Below are 17,150 nucleotides of genomic sequence, written 5' to 3' on the forward strand. Positions count from 1 at the left end.
AGGGCGGCGGTTTGAATTTCCCCGGAGAGCCCTTCGGGCGTTATCGCCTGCTCGAACGCCTCGGCGAGGGCGGGATGGCCGAGGTGTTCAAGGCCAAGAGCTTCGGTGTGGAGGGCTTCGAGAAGGTCCTCGTCATCAAGCGCATCTTGCCGAAGCTCGCCGCGCAGCCGCGGTTCGTCGACATGTTCGTGCACGAGGCGAAGCTCGCGGTACGGCTCTCGCACGCGAACATCGTCCAGGTGTTCGACCTCGGGCGGCTCGACCTGCCGAGCGGAGATCCGACGAGCTACTTCATCGCGATGGAGTACGTGCCGGGGCTCGACCTCGCCTCGGTGCTCCAGCGGTGCCGGCGGATGAAGCGCAAGGTGCCGGTCGGGATGGCGGTGTTCATCGCCGCCGAGGTGGCGAAGGCGCTCGACCACGCGCACAGGCGGCGCGACGAGCAATCAAGGCCGCTCGGGATCGTGCACCGCGACATCTCTCCCCAGAACATCCTCGTGTCCTGGGAGGGCGAGGTGAAGGTCACCGACTTCGGGATCGCCAAGGCGACCCAGTCGATGACCGACGAGGAGGTGGGTCCGACGCGGGTGGGGCGGGTGCGCGGAAAGCTCGCGTACATGAGCCCCGAGCAGTCGCGCGCGGAGGCGATCGACGGGCGCAGCGATCTGTTCTCGCTGGGGACGGTGCTCTACGAGATGCTCGCGGGGAGCAACCCGTTCGCGGCGCCGACGGCGTTCGAGGTGGCGCGTCGGCTGCAAGCGAGCGAGTTCCCGCCGCTGACGCTTTCGCGTCCGGACGCGCCGCCGCAGCTCGTGGAGATCCTCGGCAAGGTGCTGGCCCGTCACGCCGGAGAGCGCTTCGCGGACGCTGGTCGGTTGCACGAGGCGCTGCTCGGTTACTTCTACGCGACGGGGGAGCGGTTTGGCGCGGGAGACCTGGCGAGCTTCCTGGAGCCTTTCCGGGAGCCGACCGCAGGCGGGGGGCTCGAGCACGGTGAGGTGTTCGCGGTGGAGCCGGCGGGCGCGAACGAGCGCACCCCGGTGGAGGGGGCACAGCCGTCGGGGGCGCGCAGCCGCACGGGATCGGGGGCGATGCAGCTCCTGGATCGCGGCGACGCTGCCCTGAGCCAGGCCGTGGGTGAGCGTCGGGAGGTGACGGCGCTCGTGCTGCACGTGGACACGCGCGACGAGGGAGCGGCCCAGAAGGTGCTGACGCGGGCGGAGGAGGTGCTCGCGCGGTACGGGGCGATGGTGATCGAGCGGGAGGAAGGCCACGTGGCCGCGCTGTTCGGGCTGGAGGAGGCCGACGCGCGCGATACGGAGGCGGCCGTGCGCGCAGGGTTCGTGATCCTGCGCGCGGGCCGGCGCGCGCTCGTGTCCGCAGGCATCCACCTGGGGCGCATCCTCGTGGGACCCACGGGGATGCCGGTGCGCGACGAGCGGCTGACGTCGCTGATCACGGCGGCGCAGGCGCTGGCGCGCGCCGGCGAGGGACAGGTCGCGATCTCTGCGGCGGCATCGCGGGTGATCCGGGGGGCTTTCATGACGGACGCGCTCCCGGGGGCCGGGTCGAGCGCTCCCGAGGGCGGGCGGATGGTGGCGGCGTCGCACCCGCCCGCGTCGCTGTACGGGCGCTTCGTCGGACGTCGCGAGGAGCTGCGGCTCCTCGGAGACATCCTGGCGGCGGCGACGCGCAGGCGTCCTCAGATCGTGGTGATCCAGGGAGAGAAGGGGGTCGGGAAGACCCGGCTGCTCTCGGAGATGGAGCGGCGCCTCTCGCTCGGGAACTACGACGTCGGTTACTACCGCGCGCCGTGCCCGCGCAACGGGACGGACGCGCCCTGGAGCGGGCTGACCGCGATGCTGCAGGTGCTCTGCGGGATCCAGGAGGGCGACGACGAGGATCGGATCCTGGCGCTGCTCCCTCGCCTGCGGGCGCTCGGCTTGCGCGACGAAGAGGCAGCGGCCGTGCTGGGACAGCTCGGGGCAGAGTTGGGCGATCCGGTGCCGTCGTCGCCGGGGAACGACGCCGCGCTGCGGACGGCGTTCGCGCGGATGGTGCAGAGCTTGTGCGAGGACAGGCTCCACTGCTTCGCGTGGGACGAGGCGCAGGGGATGGATCCACAGACGCTGGAGGCGATCCTCAGCACGGCAGGCCGCGCGAGCATGCGCGCCGTGTTTCTGCTGGCGACGCGCGGCGATGCGCCACCCGTCCTCGCAGGACACCCTTACTTCCACCGCATCCACCTCCGGGAGCTCTCCGAGGAGGACGCCGTGAAGCTTCTCGCTGCCCGGATCGACGCCAAGGTGTTGCCGCCGGAACTCGTCGACTTCTGCCGGCAGCGCGCAGGGGGCCACCCGTTGTTCGTCGAGGAACTGCTGCGTGAGCTCTCGGACTCGGGGGCGCTCTCGGTGAGAGGCGGGGTGGTCAAGGCGCGCCTCGAGGGCGCCTTCGCGATCCCGCGCTCGCTGCGCACCCTGATCTTGGCGAGGATGCGCCGGATGGACGCCGAGGAGCGCGCGGTGCTCCAGGCGGCAGCGATCCTCGGCGACCCGGTGTTCATCGAGGTGCTCGCGGTGCTCCTGCAGAAACGCCTCCCGGCGGTGAGCCGGGTGATCGCAGGGCTGGTCGAGCGGGACCTGCTGCGGAGTGCGGGCCCGGCGCAAGCGAGCTTCGCTTCCCCGATCCACGGCGAGATCGTGCTGGACTCGTTGCCAGCCGAGGCGCGGCGCGATCTGCACGCGGCGGCGGCCGCGGCGTACGTGACGGTGATCGGTGAGCATGGCGTGGAGCACGCGGAGCGGGTGGGGGAGCACCTGTACCAGGCAGGGGATCGTGATCGCGCGGCGACGTTCTTCGCGCGCGCGGCGCTCCACAAGGCGCGCGCACATCAGGTGGAGCCGGCGCTGCGGTTGATCTACAGGGCCCTCGACCTGGCCGACCACGAGCAGCGCTCCGCGGACGAGCTGTCCGCGTGGCTAGGGGTGCTCGCCGGTGCCCTGGGACGCGTGCGGGTGGCCCCCGACCTCTCCGACCTGCTCGCGAGAGCGCTGCGTCGGATCGACGCCGTGGGGAGCGTCGAGATCCGCATCCTGGCGCGGCTGGACGCGGCGCGGGCCATGGGCGCCGTCAACCTGTTCGAGGCGGCTTACGCGGAGCTGGAGGAGGTCTCTGCGCTGGTGGGCGACCGCGAGGAGCTGCGCCGTCGTGCGCTGCTCTGCGAGATCCACATGGCCACGAGGAGCGGCGACTTCAACCGAGGCGCTCGGGTCGTGGAGCGGCTGGAGGCGCTCGGGACAGCGCAGGATCCAGAGGTGCTCATGGCCATCAGCGACGTGCGCGCCGCCTTCGGAGACTCCACGTCCGCGCTGGCCGCGCTGGATCGCGCCGAGGCGCTGAGCGACCCGCGCGACCTCGCGGCGGCCTGCGAGCGCGCGAAGCACCGCGTCCTGATCTACGCCTACTCGCGCAACATCGAGGCGTCGCTGGAGGCGTCGTCGAAGGCCGTGGATCTCGCCCGGGCCACGGGGATCCGCTACGAGATTGCCGCTGCGCTCCACAACCTGGGCGACGGGGCGCGGCGCCTCGGTGATCTGCAGCGCGCGTACGCGTCGCTCACGGAGTCGAAAGAGATCGCGGAGGCGCTCGGCAACGAGCGGCTGCTGTCGCTGAACCGCGTCCACCTCGCCTACCTCGATGGGCTGAGCGGCGTACCTGGCGCGGACGACCTCCTCCGGGATCTCATCCGTTACGCCGACGCCCGTGGCTACTGGACCGATGCGCTCGAAGGGCGCTTTCTCCTCGGGGCCTTGCTCCTGCGCCGCGGTACGGGCGACGAGGCGCGGCGCGAACTCGAAGAGACGCAACGCATGGCGGAGTCGTATGGCTACCGGCTCATCGCCGAGGACGCGCGGGAGGCGCTCGGCCAGATCCCGGTGTGAGCCCGACGTGAGCAGGCGACGTGAGGTGGGCGCCTCACGTCGACACCGCTCACTCCTCGGCGGCGAGCTTCTTTTCGAGGGCTTCGAGGTGAGCGCGCACCTGGGGGTCGGAGTCGCGCTGGGCTTCGATTTTGCGGACCGCGCTCATCACGGTGGTGTGATCGCGGTTGCCGAAGGCGCGCCCGATCTCCGGGAAGCTGCACTTCAGGCGTTGCTTGCACAGGTACATCGCCACGTGACGGGCGAACGCCACGCTCTTGTGCCGATCCTTGGAGGTGAGATCGGTCGAGCGCAGGTGGAAGTGGTGGCACACGGCGCGCTGGATGTCCTCCACGCTCACCGTCTGCGCACGAGGCGGAGATGTCGCGGTGATCTCGGCGCGCGCGAACGCCAGATCCACGGGGCGCCCGGTGAGGGAGCTCTTCGCAGCCAGGCGGATGAGGGTCCCTTCGAGCTCTCGAACGTTCGAGCGGATCATCTGGCCCAGGTAGAGGGCCACATCGTCGGTGAGCGCGATCCCCTCTTGCGCCGCCTTGTTGCGCACGATGGCGACCCGGGTCTCCAGCTCGGGGACCTGGATGTCCGCGACGAGGCCCCAGGAGAAGCGCGACACGAGCCGCTCCTCCATGCGCTCGAGATTCTGGGGATACTTGTCGCTGGTGACCACGATCTGGCGATCGAGGGCATGGAGGGCGTTGAACGTGTGGAAGAACTCTTCCTGCGTCTGCTCGCGCCCGGCGAGGAACTGGATGTCGTCGACGAGCAGCAGATCACAGCTCTGCCGGTACTTCGTGCGGAACTCGTCCATCCGGTGGTGCTGGATGGCCGTGATGAAGTCGTTCGTGAACCGCTCTGCCGACACGTAGATGATGCGCGCTTCGGGCCGCTCCTCGTAGACGCGGTGGGCGATGGCATGCACGAGGTGCGTCTTGCCGAGACCGGTGCCGCCACAGATGAAGAGCGGGTTGTACCGTCGCCCGCCGCCGCCCGCCGCCGCGACCGCGGCGGCATGCGCGAGCTGGTTGGATGGCCCCACCACGAAGTTCGCGAAGGTGTGCTTCGGGTTCATCTCGTCCGGAGGCGGCATGCGGCGGACGATCTCCAGGCGGGGTGAGGGCGGGCCCGAGATGGGAGGAGAGACGAGGCGGACCGCGATGGGCCGGGGTCGCACGGGAGCCACCTCGGTGCGCTGCGCGATGGGCGTGGCGAGCCCCGAGTCCAGCGTCCACGCGACCTGGATGGACCACCCGGTGAGCTCGCGGATCTTCTCGGTCAGGGTGGGGAGGAAATTGTCCCTCACCCACTCGAGGACGAACTCGTTCTGCACACGCAAGCTGAGGACGCCATCGGTCAGATCATCGAATTGCACCCCGCCAAACCATTGGTCGAATGTGGCGGGCGATAGCCTCCGCGTATGCTCAATCGCCCGGTCGAAGATCTCGCGTACGTCGTGCTTCGGAATCGTCATCGCTGCCTGAAATTCCGCTCCGCAATACCAACGACAAAGACAAAACCGGGGAAGCTCAGTGTATTGCTTCCCCAGTTTTTCCACAGGGGTTCCCGTCAGGAAAGGACCCTGCAACTGCCGGATTACCCAGCAGTAATTCTGACTGTTTCCGAGGCGCCTGCCGACTTTTCAACAGTCCGCGTGAGGCCTTCGTGTCATTGCCCCGAGCGGGGCGAAACTCCCAGCTCCAAGGTGGATACCCCTACAATCTCGTCACCTGTCACCTGGCGTGAGCCGGGGGTGTGGTTTCACCTTGCGCTCACATCCGTGGCGCCATTTGACCCAAGCTGGTGCCCCCCTCGTGAGGTTCTCCCCTGGAGATCCACCGAGTCCTTGGCGCGGTGTCGACCGCCCATGGGACGCTTTCGGACGTAGCACCGGGTCGGTCCGGGCGTCCATCCCCAACGTGTGAAGTCTCCGTAGTCCCTTGAAACTGCTCGGTTTTGACGAGAAGAAGAGGAGGTGTGTAGAGCCCTTCACGTCAGGGCCGCCCTGTCAGATCGCGCCCGGTCTCCCAAACCGACGACGCTGCGCGGCGATTTTGCAGCGCGTCCGAGGTTTTCGCGACAAACTTCGCTGATTCTGATGGTCAAGAGGCAAGTAAGCAGGCATCTCCCCGAGGATTGCGAAAATCAACGCCGATCCGAAGCCCCAATGGGTGTTTTTCCGGACGTCCCGCAGCAGGTGCAACTTTCGCTCAGAGAGTGGCGGAGGCCTCATCCAGGAACGATTCGGGCAGGAGCATCCGAAAACTTGTCCCATCCCGGTGACAATCGCTATGGCCGGCTCATGCGCTTCGAGGCCTTGCGGTGAGGTGTTTCATGTGCTCTGCGCGCTGGGCCTCCCTGGTGCTGTCGATCGGGGTCGTGATTGCTGCGGCGCCACGTCGCGCTGCCGCGGACCCGACCCCGATTACTCCGCAGCTTGCGTACGCCTATGGTGAGAATGAGACGCCGCGCGCTGCCGGTATGGGCGGTGCTCTGCGATCGCTCGGCAACTCGACGTCGGCGATCTTCCTCAACCCCGCCGCGATGGCGGAGACGCGCGTCTACCACGTCGAGGGGCTCGCGCAGGTGAGCCCCGAGGCGAGGAGGCAGGTCTATGGAGGCGTGGTCTCCGACTCCGTCACCGGCAGGCTCGCAGGGAGCATCGCCGTGGTCGGAGGGTTCATCGACGGCGATGGCTTCGACCGGTCGTTCCTCGACGCCCGCCTCGCCCTCGCGTACCCGATCACCGAGCGCCTCTTCATCGGTCTGACGGGCAAGTACGCCAGGATCTACCAGGAGGGGACGCTCGGCGCGGGCAGCGCGGGTGGTCTCGGAGAAAGTGCAGCCTCGGGCGGTTTGCGCGATCCGGACGACACCGACGGCGGCTACCTGCCGATCGTCGACGAGTTCTCCTTCGACGCAGGGTTGGTCCTCAAGGTCAGCGACTCGGTCTACCTGTCTGCGGTGGGTCAGAACCTGACGTACCCGGGCAACGGGCTGCTGCCCACCACCGTCGGAGGCGGGGTGGGTATCGGAACGACGGACTTCTCCATCGAGGCCGATGCGCTCGCCGACTTCAGCTCCTACCTGAGCACGAGCATGCGGCTGATGGTCGGGGGCGAGTACCTCGTGGGTAACCACGTCCCCATCCGGCTGGGATACCGGTTCGACCAAGGCGCCGGTGAGCACTCCCTCTCGGGGGGACTCGGCTACGTGGGGAACGAGTTCGCCATCGAGGGTTCCGTGCGGCGCGCCCTGGCCGATCCGGGCGCCACCACGATCTTCATCGGTCTGAGCTACCACCTCGATGCGGCCGGGCTGACCCGGTCGCCCGCGGAACTCTGAGGCTCCACGAGGGGACGCGCGTCCCCTCTGCCGCGTGAACTTGGAGCGAGCGTAACCCTCCTCTTCTCTCCGGGGTCTGCCTGCCGTAGGTGGAAGGGGCGTGCTCTGCCTGACTACCCGAACCGACCCGCGGTGGGCCGAGATCGCGCTGGCTGATCTGCCGGCGCTGCTCACCGATCATGCCCACTGCGAGATGAAGGCCGCTTCCAACGCGCTCTCTCTCGGTACCCGCTGCGCCTCGGTGCTGGTCGGGCCCGAAGCGTCCGTGGGCGCTCGCGTGCTGCGGACGCTCGTGGAGGTCGCGGAGGAGGAGCTGCGCCACTACCGGGCCTTGCTCGATGAGCTGGGGCGCCGCGACATTCCCATCGGCCCCCCGGAGGTCGACGCCTACGCGGCCGAGCTCCGGAAGATCGCCGGGAACAAGGGTGGCCGGAACGCCCGCGAGGCGATGTCGGACCGGCTCCTCATCGGGGCGCTCATCGAGGCCCGCTCCTGCGAGCGGTTCCGGCTCCTCGCAGACGCGCTGAGCGCACGGCAGCACGAACTCGCGCCGCTTTACGAGGACCTCTTCGTCTCGGAGGCCAGGCACTACCGCACCTTCACGGACCTGGCGGCGGACGTGCGTGGCGACGGCGCGGCGGCGCGCGCACGGCTCGGGGAGCTGGCGCGGGCCGAGGGGGAGATCGCGGCGCGACTGGGGGCTGCGCCTGCCATCCACGGCTAGGTGAGGGGATCGAGGTGGTCGTCTCGGGGCCGATCGCCGCGGCGATCGGGGTGAGGTAGAGGAAGGTCGTCAGACGGAAGTCAGGGGAAGAAGAGGGGTCATGGACGCGAAGGCAGCGCAGCTCGATCAGGAGGTGGCGCGGGCCGTGGCGAGGTGGCGCGACACGGTCCGCGCGCTCCGGCGTGGGGGGCCCGCGGCACTGGCGGAGCTGCTCGGGGTGGAGCCGGACGCGGACACGTCGCTCGCGGAGATCGGAAACCCCCTCACGCCATTCCGGAGGGTCAGCTCCAGAGCGACCTTCCTGACGCTCGCGCGCCGCGACGAAGGGATCGGAGCAGCGTTCGGTCTGCCAGGGAGCGCGGCTGTCCCCATCCTCGGCGCCGATGGGGCCACGCCCATCTCTCTCGCTGACGCCATGCTTGCCCCGGATCCGCTCTCGCAGGCGCTCGCCGGGTGGGTCCAGCACCTCACGCTGGAGCGGGTGCTCTTCGACGATCGGCTGCGGCTCGCGGAGGCGTGGCACGCGCCCGTGGCGTCCATCGACGCAGGCGCGGTGCGCTCCGCGGGGTCGCAAGGTGGGCCGGCCCGCGGGAAGGCCACGGCGATGGTGTCGGCGCGCGAGGCGCTGCTCGGGCTGCTGGGAGCGACACGGGCCGATGCGCGTCGGTCCTGGGCCGACGCGCTCGTGGAGGCGGCTCTGTCCATCGCCGAAGCCGCGCGGGTCGAGGCAGAGCGGCGCGACGAAGCGGCGAGGGTGCTCGGCGTGGACCCGGCGGCAGCGCCCCTGGATCTCCCCTGCGATCCACCCGAGGCCGCGCTGCACATCGCGGCCTCCTTGCTCGAACGCTCGGCTGCGCTCGTGGAGCCAGCGCGCTCCTGGGAGGTGGCCCTCGATCGCGCCGTGGCCCGCGACGCGGCGGACGGTTGGCCTGCGCGCCTGACCCGGCGCTGGGTGGAAGATCTCTTCCGACCCGGAGGGGTGGCCGAGGGTCTGACGCTCGATCTCGGGCCGCTCCCTCGCGCCTGGGGTGCGAGTTCGTTCGCGCGCGCCCTGGGCCGCTTCGGGGCTGCGCTCGCGGAGGCGTCGGCGCCGCGTTCGGCACCGTTCGCGCTGGTGCGTGTGCCGTTCGATCTGCGGCGCGCCCGGCGTGCTGCGCTGTTCGCAGGGTTGCCGGCCGACCCCGTGTTCTACGCGCGCGTGCTCGGCCTCGGCGGGGGGCGGGCCCGTGACCAGGCGCGCATCGTGGCCCGGGCGCAACTCCTCACCCTCCGCCTCGATGCGGCACGGATGCGGCTCTTGCATGGGCGACGGGTCGGGCTACCCGGGCATCCGTTGCTGCTCCCTCGCCGTGAAGCGACGGGTCACTTCGAGGAGGAGACCCGGCAGGCGATCGGCGCCCCCATCCCTGGCGTGCTCGCCGGGATCGTCCCCGACCTGAGCCCCGGCGCCTCGCTCCCGCTGCTCGGAGCGCTGCTCGCCGTGCGCGACAGGCGCCAGCTCATCGACCGGTTCGACGACGACTGGTTCCGGAACCCCCGCGCCGCAGAGGCCATCCGCGATGAAGACAGTGTCTTCCCCTCGGCACCAGGCCTGCTCGCGCCGGCCGCCCCGCGGCTGGCCCCCTCGGCGGCAGACCTGGAGGAGGGCCTCTCTCTCCTGCTTGCCCACCTGTCCGAGCTGGGGTGACCATCCGGCCTCCCTGGAGGCATCTCAACCCCACGGGATCGAGGTCCGGACGGGTAGACCCGAGCCACGCTGGCCGGTCCGTCGAGTGCGCGGGGGAGCCACGTCTCCAGGTGATAGCTCCGGGCGTCCGCCGGCATGGTCCGGGGCCTGCCGCTCAGGACCGAAGAGACTTCCGCCTTTGCCTTTCACATGGTAGTGCCGGCGCCTGAAAAGCTCCTCCCGGGGAGCCCACGCACCGCGCTCGCAACGTCAGCGGCGCCCGTCGCCGACCCTATGCCAGTGAACCGCATCCTCCCTCCTCTCGCCTCCGGCGCCATTTCCGTCGATTTCGATCTGACGTTTCTGGCGCAGCTGGTTCTCTTCACCTTCTTCATCCTGCTGCTGAAGCCCCTCCTCTTCGATCCGCTGGTGCGGGTCTTCGAGGAGCGAGAGCGGCGCATCGATGGAGCCAAGGCCGAGGCTCGAAAGATGGATGAGGAGGCCGGCGCCCTCCTGTCTCGTTACGAGCGCGAGCTGGAGAAGATCCAGCAGGAGGCAGGGCAGGAGCGCGAGCGGCTCCGCCGCGAGGCGGCCGTCCTGGAGGCGAAGATCCTCGCCGAGGCCCGCGAGGAGACGGCCCGGTTCCTCGCGGAGGGCAAGGCCCGCATCGCTTCGGAGGTCGCTCAGATGCGCAAGGAGCTCGCCGAGGCCCAGCCCGAGCTGGCCGCGGAGATCGCTTCCCGCGTGCTCGGTCGGGAGGTGCGCTCATGAGCCCGCGTCGTCTTGCTGTCAGGGTGTGTGTGGCAGCGATGCTGGTGTCCGCGGTGGCGGGCGCCCAGCAGCCGCGTCCTCCGGCGGACCCGAACCAGGGCTTGCCGCCAGGTCACCCTCCCATGGTGCCCCTCGGACAGAACCCCGCGAATGCCCAGCAGCCTGAAGGCGTCCCCGTGCGGCCCGTGCCCGGGCTCCCGCCGGGTCGCCCCATCGGTCCCGGTGGGCAGCAACTCCCGCCTGGCCGGGGTTTGCCGGGCCAGCAGCTCCCGGGTGGGCGCCAGCTCCCCGGTCGCCAGCTCCCCGGGCGTCCTCTCCCGCAGCCTGGTCTCGGGGGACGCGCCGTCGCCCCGCCGGCCGCCGCACCGGCGCCGCGTCCGGAGCACTGCCCTGGTCACGGTCCGATGGACGCGCCCCACCACGTCAACTGGTGGCGCGGCATCCTCGCGGTGAACAACGAGGCAGCCCAGAAGGACGGGTTCCTCAACCACCTGCTGTGGCGTTACAACAACAAGCTCGATCCCTGCGATCCGAAGAACGAGCCGCCGCCTTTCCTGGCGTCGATGATCAACTTCGGGGTGCTCGCCAGCGTCCTGTACGTCTTCGGCCGCAAGCCGCTCCGCGAGGCGCTGGTCAAGCGCCGGCAGGTGATCATGCAGGACATCGACACGGCGTCCCGCCTGAAGCAGGAGGCAGAGCGCCGGCTCGGCGACTACGAGGACAAGCTCGCGCACCTCGACGAGCGCCTGGAGACGCTGAAGACCGACTACGCGGCCCAGGCGGAAGCCGAGCGAAAGAACCTCCTCGTCGAGCTGGAGGAGCGCCGGGCGCGCATGAAGCGCGACGCGGCCTTCCGGATCGATCAGGAGCTCAAGGAAGCGCGCGCGCAGCTCCTCGCGGAGGCCGTGCGCGGCGCGGTGACGGCCGCCGAGCAGATCATCCGCACCCAGGTCTCGTCCACGGACCAGCAGCGCCTCGCCGAGGAGTACCTCGGTGCGCTGCCCGTGGCGCTCGGCCCCACGGGTGGTCAGGTCAAGGACCGCGAAGGCAAGTCGCAGGGAGCGACCCTATGAGCTACGACAGCATCGCGCGGCGCTACGCGCGCGCCATCTTCGAGATCGGCAAGGAGACGGGGACGCTGCCCCGCTTGACCCAGGACCTCGGCGAGTTCAGCGCCACGTACGCTGAGAACGAGGAGCTGCGGTTCGTGCTCGACAACCCGCTCCTGCCCGAGGCCCAGCGCGAAGCGCTCCTCGCGGATCTGGGCACCCGCATGAGCCTGTCGGATACGACGCTGCGCGCGCTGCGCCTCCTCGGCCAGCGGCGGCGGCTCCCCGCGCTCCCTGCCATCGCCCGGCAGCTCTCCCGCCTGGCCGACGAGGATCAGGGCGTGGTGCGGGCCGTGGTGACCAGCGCCGGGCCACTCAACGAGGCCTACCTCGCCCGGCTCCGGGCGGAGATCGAGAAGGCGACCGGAAAGAAGGTCGCCATCACCCACAAGCAGGACCCCTCACTCATCGCCGGCGTGGTCACCAAGATCGGCGATCAGGTGATCGACGGCAGCGTCCGCGCTCGCCTGTCGAGCTTCCGCGAGTCCCTGCTCCGAACCTGAAGTTTACGTAACAGCCCTCCCACCGAGGATCCCGAATGCAGCTCCGCGCCGAAGAGATCTCACAGATCATCAAGAAGCAGATCCAGAACATCGACAAGACCGCGCTGGTCAGCGAGACGGGGACCGTGTTGACGGTCGGCGACGGTATCGCCCGCGTCCACGGCCTCACCCGCGCCATGGCCGGTGAGCTGATCGAGTTCACCGGGGGCGACGGGACGACCCTGATGGGGCTCGTGCTGAACCTTGAGCAGGACAACGTCGGCGCCGCCCTCTTCGGCGATACCAGCATCATCAAGGAGGGTGACCAGGTCCGGCGCACCGGCCGCATCATGGAGGTGACGGTCGGCGAGCAGACCGTGGGCCGCGTGGTGAACGCGCTCGGCATCCCCATCGACGGCAAGGGCCCCCTCGACAGCACCCTGCGGCGCCGCGTGGAGCTCAAGGCGCCCGGCATCATCCAGCGTCAGCCCGTCACCGAGCCGATGCAGACGGGCATCAAGGCCATCGACGCGATGATCCCCATCGGCCGCGGCCAGCGCGAGCTGATCATCGGCGACCGCCAGACCGGCAAGACGGCCGTCGCGATCGACGCGATCATCAACCAGAAGGGCAAGGGCGTCTTCTGCGTCTACGTCGCCATCGGCCAGAAGCTGTCGACGGTGCGGCAGGTGGTGGATCGCCTGGAGAGCCAGGGGGCCATGGAGTACACGACCGTGGTCGCCGCGACGGCGAGCGAGACGGCGCCCCTCCAGTACATCGCGCCGTACACCGGCGTCACCCTGGCCGAATTCTTCCGCGACAGCGGCCGCCACGCGCTCTGCATCTACGACGACCTGTCGAAGCAGGCCGTCGCGTACCGCCAGCTCTCGCTGCTGCTCCGCCGGCCGCCGGGCCGCGAGGCTTACCCGGGTGACGTGTTCTACCTCCACTCGCGCCTCCTCGAGCGCGCGGCGAAGATGGCCGACATCTTCTACGTGGTGAAGAAGGGCACGAAGATCGAGGGCGGAGATCTCAACTACCGCGGCGTCGACGACAAGGCGCACATCGGCGCGCACGGGATGCCCGAGGCGCGGGCGTCGCTCTACGCCCTCATCGACAAGGACGCCGCCGAGAGGCTCGAGCGCGCGCACAAGGACGAGAAGAAGGACGAGATCAAGAAGCTCGAGCAGCAGCTCTCCGACAAGGCGAAGGCGAGCGACTACGAGATCATCAAGGAGCCGCACTCCGGCGGTTCGCTCACGGCGCTGCCGATCATCGAGACGCAGGCAGGTGACGTGTCGGCCTACATCCCGACCAACGTCATCAGCATCACGGACGGGCAGATCTTCCTCGAAGCCGACCTCTTCTTCTCGGGCGTCCGCCCGGCCATCAACGTCGGCATCTCCGTGAGCCGCGTCGGCGGTAACGCCCAGACCAAGGCGATGAAGTCGGTCGCCGGCACCCTGCGCCTCGACCTCGCCCAGTACCGCGCGATGGCCGCGTTCGCGCAGTTCGCCTCGGACCTCGACGCCAAGACCCGCGCCCAGCTCGAGCGCGGCGCGCGCATGGTCGAGATCCTGAAGCAGGGCCAGTACGTGCCGCTCTCGGTCGAGAAGCAGGTGCTCATCGTGTATGCAGGCGTCAACGGCTTCCTCGACGACCAGCCGGTGTCCGCGCTCAGCCGCTTCGAGTCCGAGCTGTTCGCCTTCATCGAGCAGAAGCACCCGCAGATCTTCAAGGACATCGCCGACAAGAAGGCGATCGACGACGACCTGAAGACGCGCATCAACGAGGCCATCAAGGCCTTCAAGAAGAAGTTCATCGGGGGCGAGGCGCAGCAGACTGCGGGCAGCAAGACGGCTGCTGCGGCTGTGGCCGACGACGCCGATGACGAGGATGACGCCGACGAGGACGAGGACGAGGACGAGGACGAAGAAGAGGACGAGGCGCCCCCCCAGAAGGCGGCGAAGAAGGGGAAGTAGTCAGTGCCCAGCCTCAAGGCCATCCGTAATCGGATCACGAGCGTCAAGTCCACGCAGAAGATCACCCGCGCCATGAAGATGGTGGCGGGTGCCCGGCTGAACCGCGCCCAGACGCGCATCACCGAGCTGCGGCCGTATGCCGTCAAGGTTCAGGAGGTGCTCTCGCAGATCACCCGCGAAGTCGAGCGGGCTGGCGCCGAGGTCGAGGCTGCGCGCCCCGGCGAAGGCTCTATCGAGAAGCCGGCGCACCCGCTGCTCGTGCGACGGCCCGAGCAGCGCGTGCTGATGGTGGTGCTCACCAGCGATCGCGGTCTGTGCGGCGCCTTCAACACCAACATCAACAAGCGGGCCGAGCGCGAGTGGCGCGAGCGGAAGGATCAGGGGCAGGACGTTCAGCTCATGCTGATCGGCCGCAAGGGGCGTGACTACTTCACGCGCCGAGGCGCGCCCATCCTCGAGTATCTCCCCGGGGTCTGGGACAAGCTGAACCTGGAGTCCGCGAAGCGGGTGGGGACCCAGGTCCTTCAGCCGTTCCTTCGCGGTGACGTGGACGCCATCTACCTCGTCTACAACGAGTTCAAGAGCGCCATGACCCAGAACGTCACCGTCGAGCGGCTGCTCCCCGCCGGGGCACCCGCCGCGCCGCTCGGTGCATCGGAGGGGACCGCGCAGGCCGAGGTTGCCGCCGAGTTCCTCTTCGAGCCGAACAAGGAGGCGCTGCTCGAGCAGCTCGCCCCCATGTACGTCGAGGTCTCGGTGCTGCGCGCTCTCTACGAGTCCACGGCCAGCGAGCTCGGCGCCCGCATGACCGCCATGGACTCAGCGACCAAGAACGCCACCGAGATGATCGATGGGCTGACGCTGAAGTTCAACAAGGCCCGTCAGGCCGCGATCACCAAGGAGCTGATGGAGATCATCGGCGGAAGCGAAGCGTTGAAGGACTGAGGTCCGTCCTTCAGACCCAAATCCCCGTGCTGTTGCCGCTCAATCCAACCCACCCTGAGCCCAGGAAGATCGCCCGCGCTGTCGAGATGCTCGAGCGCGGGGAGATCATCGGCTACCCCACCGACACGGTGTACGGTCTGGGCTGCGACATCCTCAACAAGCAGGCCATCGAGCGCATTTACCAGCTCAAGGGCATGCGCAAAGACAAGGCGCTGGCGTTCATCTGCCCCGACCTCAGCGACATCTCTCGCTACGCCATCGTCGAGAACCACACCTACCGCCTCCTCAAGCGTTTCTTGCCCGGGCCGTACACCTTCATCCTGCCGGCGACGCGCGAGGTGCCGAAGTACCTGCACCTCAAGCAGAAGACCGTCGGGATCCGCGTCCCGGCGCACCCGGTGCCCGTGGCGCTCGTCCAGGCCCTGGGCAGGCCCCTGATCAGCACCACCGCCGCTCCGGTCGGCGAAGACCCCCTGGTGGATCCTGCCGAGGTCGACCAGCGCTTCAAGGGGCTCGGGCTCGTGCTGGATGCCGGCGGCGGCGGCATGGTGCCCACGACCGTGGTGGACCTCAGCGAAGGCCGCGTCCACATCGTGCGCCAGGGCGCAGGACCCACCGACGAGCTGGTCTGACGAGCGCGGGAGGTAGCGTCCCCTGGCTACGGAGGCGTGGAGGCGTCGTCTGGGATCCCGGCGTCGCGGGTCACCGTGTCGCCCTCGACGGCGTCAGGTGAGGGATCGCTCGATGGCGTGAACTCCACCGACTCGAGCACGACCTTGCCAGGGACGCGTAGATCGAACGGTGTGATCTGGCGCTTGGCCGAGGCGAACTCGAAGACCTGGGCAGCGATCGGATCCGCTTTCACGGGCTGGTCCGAAAACACCACCAGGATCTGCACCTTCCCCTCCTCGGCGGGGATCCGGAAGGTCAGCCCGCTGATCGGCGTGTCGGCGCTGCAGGGCACCGCTTGCCGGCTGGGCGCCATGGTGAGCTGCCGGATGGTGCCAAGTTCCGACACCGTGAAGGCAAGGCAGTACGGAAGCTGGCCTGCCGCTGGAACGAGCTGCACCGACGAGGGACCGATGGGCCGGACCTCGACACGTTGAGAGCGACCCCCGCCCCGCTCGGAGCACGCGGGGAGCGCCACAGCAAGGAGCAACCCGAGCCACCAGCCCTTCATGCATGATCGGTTAGCCTCTCCCGGCACGCTCGTCCACCCACCGCTGTGCGCTGCATCGCTGCTGGGTGCGCCGCTGCTGGGTGCGCCGCTGCGGGCTGCACGCTCACCGCCGGAGTCGCCGCCGGATGGCCTCGCAGTACGCCGGGTCTCGTTCGATGGCCAGGTACCGGCGTCCGGTCTCCTGTGCTGCCACCGCCGTGGAGCCGCTGCCGGCGAACGGATCCAGGACCACGTGTCCCGGCAGCGTGGTGAGCTCGATGAGCCCCTTGAGCAGGCGCACTGGCTTCTGGGTCGGATGCTCCCCACCCTCGCCTTGCTCCAGCCCGCACATGATCACGTTGTCTGCGCTGCCGAAGGCGCGACGGAACGCCTCCTCGTGGTAGGCCCCCACCTCGTGGTCGATCACGTTGTCCGCGATGGTGATCCGATACGGCTTGAAGCACCACAGGATGGGCTCGAAGGTCGGCCGCAGGTTTCCGAGGCGCCACCCCTCCCACTGCTGCGCACGCGCCTCATCGCCCCGCCGTGTCAGCACCACGCTGAGGCGCTGGGCTCGGTGCACGGCCTGAGGTCGCACCCAGGCGAGCATGTCGCGGAAGTTGAACCCCGCGTCTTCCAGCGCCGCCACGCAGCGCGGCGCGAACCGCCGCCCCGCGAACACGAGGGCCGACCCCCCTGGCTTGAGCATCCGCAGCCACTCACCAGCCCAGCGCGCGCAGAAGTCCTGGTACGCCCGGGGGATCTCGCCATCGGCCTCGCTCCACCCGTTGATCGGCTTGCCACGCCGCCGGAACACCGCCCCCGCCCGCTGCTGTGCCGGGCTCGCGCCGAGGAGCGCCGAGTTGGTGTTCTCGTGGAGCACGTCCCACGCATCCGCGCCGATCCCGTAGGGGATGTCGCTCAGGATCAGGTGCACCGAGGCATCTGGAATCTGCCCGGTGAGCTCGAGGCAGTCACCTTCGAGCACCCCCGTGCCCTCGGGACCGAAAAGAGAACCCGCCGCCATCAACT

13 protein-coding genes are annotated in these 17,150 nt (G+C 69.2%); 10 read left to right on the forward strand and 3 right to left on the reverse strand.

Features of this window, described 5'->3' with window-relative positions; genetic code table 11:
• Positions 1-11: 11 nt before the first annotated feature.
• Positions 12-3,941, forward strand: coding sequence for a serine/threonine-protein kinase (locus tag CAP_RS44755; RefSeq protein WP_052375378.1), 3,930 nt, complete (start codon positions 12-14; stop codon positions 3,939-3,941).
• A 49-nt stretch (positions 3,942-3,990) separates the two neighbouring features.
• On the opposite strand, the gene dnaA is transcribed toward CAP_RS44755, so the two are convergent.
• Complete coding sequence (dnaA, locus tag CAP_RS16290; protein ID WP_231511513.1) at positions 3,991-5,310, reverse strand: chromosomal replication initiator protein DnaA; 1,320 nt, start codon at positions 5,308-5,310, stop codon at positions 3,991-3,993.
• 959 nt (positions 5,311-6,269) lie between these two features.
• Here dnaA and CAP_RS16295 point away from each other — a divergent pair.
• From CAP_RS16295 to CAP_RS16335, 9 genes are all read left to right on the forward strand, one after another.
• On the forward strand, positions 6,270-7,280 hold the full coding sequence (locus CAP_RS16295; protein WP_231511514.1) for a hypothetical protein: 1,011 nt from the start codon (positions 6,270-6,272) through the stop codon (positions 7,278-7,280).
• Between the two features lie 100 nt (positions 7,281-7,380).
• Positions 7,381-8,004 carry a tRNA isopentenyl-2-thiomethyl-A-37 hydroxylase MiaE gene (gene miaE, locus CAP_RS16300; protein WP_044241601.1) on the forward strand — a complete coding sequence of 208 codons (624 nt, stop codon included), beginning with the start codon at positions 7,381-7,383 and terminating at the stop codon, positions 8,002-8,004.
• Between the two features lie 100 nt (positions 8,005-8,104).
• Complete coding sequence (locus CAP_RS16305) at positions 8,105-9,691, forward strand: hypothetical protein (protein WP_044241602.1); 1,587 nt, start codon at positions 8,105-8,107, stop codon at positions 9,689-9,691.
• A gap of 279 nt (positions 9,692-9,970) precedes the next feature.
• Positions 9,971-10,441 carry a F0F1 ATP synthase subunit B gene (locus CAP_RS16310; RefSeq protein WP_231511515.1) on the forward strand — a complete coding sequence of 157 codons (471 nt, stop codon included), beginning with the start codon at positions 9,971-9,973 and terminating at the stop codon, positions 10,439-10,441.
• Entirely contained in the window at positions 10,438-11,514 is a 1,077-nt protein-coding gene (locus CAP_RS16315; protein WP_044241603.1) for a F0F1 ATP synthase subunit B, read from the forward strand. Before CAP_RS16310 ends, CAP_RS16315 begins: the two co-directional genes overlap by 4 nt.
• Positions 11,511-12,053 carry a F0F1 ATP synthase subunit delta gene (locus tag CAP_RS16320; RefSeq protein WP_044241604.1) on the forward strand — a complete coding sequence of 181 codons (543 nt, stop codon included), beginning with the start codon at positions 11,511-11,513 and terminating at the stop codon, positions 12,051-12,053. The genes CAP_RS16315 and CAP_RS16320 overlap by 4 nt, the downstream gene beginning before the upstream one ends.
• A 35-nt stretch (positions 12,054-12,088) precedes the next feature.
• Positions 12,089-14,014, forward strand: a complete 1,926-nt coding sequence (gene atpA, locus CAP_RS44760) for a F0F1 ATP synthase subunit alpha (RefSeq protein ID WP_081864944.1) — start codon at positions 12,089-12,091, stop codon at positions 14,012-14,014.
• Positions 14,015-14,017: 3 nt separating this feature from the next.
• Complete coding sequence (gene atpG, locus CAP_RS16330) at positions 14,018-14,959, forward strand: ATP synthase F1 subunit gamma (protein WP_044241605.1); 942 nt, start codon at positions 14,018-14,020, stop codon at positions 14,957-14,959.
• A gap of 26 nt (positions 14,960-14,985) precedes the next feature.
• Positions 14,986-15,591 carry an L-threonylcarbamoyladenylate synthase gene (locus tag CAP_RS16335; protein ID WP_081864945.1) on the forward strand — a complete coding sequence of 202 codons (606 nt, stop codon included), beginning with the start codon at positions 14,986-14,988 and terminating at the stop codon, positions 15,589-15,591.
• 26 nt (positions 15,592-15,617) lie between these two features.
• On the opposite strand, the gene CAP_RS16340 is transcribed toward CAP_RS16335, so the two are convergent.
• Together CAP_RS16340 and CAP_RS16345 are read right to left on the reverse strand one after the other, a co-directional pair.
• Complete coding sequence (locus tag CAP_RS16340; RefSeq protein ID WP_052375379.1) at positions 15,618-16,139, reverse strand: hypothetical protein; 522 nt, start codon at positions 16,137-16,139, stop codon at positions 15,618-15,620.
• A 103-nt stretch (positions 16,140-16,242) separates the two neighbouring features.
• Complete coding sequence (locus tag CAP_RS16345) at positions 16,243-17,145, reverse strand: DNA-methyltransferase (RefSeq protein WP_052375380.1); 903 nt, start codon at positions 17,143-17,145, stop codon at positions 16,243-16,245.
• Between the last annotated feature and the right edge of the window lie 5 nt (positions 17,146-17,150).

Source organism: Chondromyces apiculatus DSM 436 (genome assembly GCF_000601485.1).
Lineage (GTDB): Bacteria > Myxococcota_A > Polyangia > Polyangiales > Polyangiaceae > Chondromyces > Chondromyces apiculatus.

What these genes read in the sequence shown, in the direction of transcription:
- CAP_RS16295 (WP_231511514.1), top strand. Translation starts at nt 6,270, where the DNA reads ATGTGCTCTGCGCGCTGGGCCTCCCTGGTGCTGTCGATCGGGGTCGTG.
- CAP_RS16340 (WP_052375379.1), bottom strand. Translation starts at nt 16,139, where the DNA reads ATGAAGGGCTGGTGGCTCGGGTTGCTCCTTGCTGTGGCGCTCCCCGCG.
- CAP_RS16345 (WP_052375380.1), bottom strand. Translation starts at nt 17,145, where the DNA reads ATGGCGGCGGGTTCTCTTTTCGGTCCCGAGGGCACGGGGGTGCTCGAA.
- CAP_RS16315 (WP_044241603.1), top strand. Translation starts at nt 10,438, where the DNA reads ATGAGCCCGCGTCGTCTTGCTGTCAGGGTGTGTGTGGCAGCGATGCTG.
- CAP_RS16320 (WP_044241604.1), top strand. Translation starts at nt 11,511, where the DNA reads ATGAGCTACGACAGCATCGCGCGGCGCTACGCGCGCGCCATCTTCGAG.
- CAP_RS16305 (WP_044241602.1), top strand. Translation starts at nt 8,105, where the DNA reads ATGGACGCGAAGGCAGCGCAGCTCGATCAGGAGGTGGCGCGGGCCGTG.
- atpA (WP_081864944.1), top strand. Translation starts at nt 12,089, where the DNA reads ATGCAGCTCCGCGCCGAAGAGATCTCACAGATCATCAAGAAGCAGATC.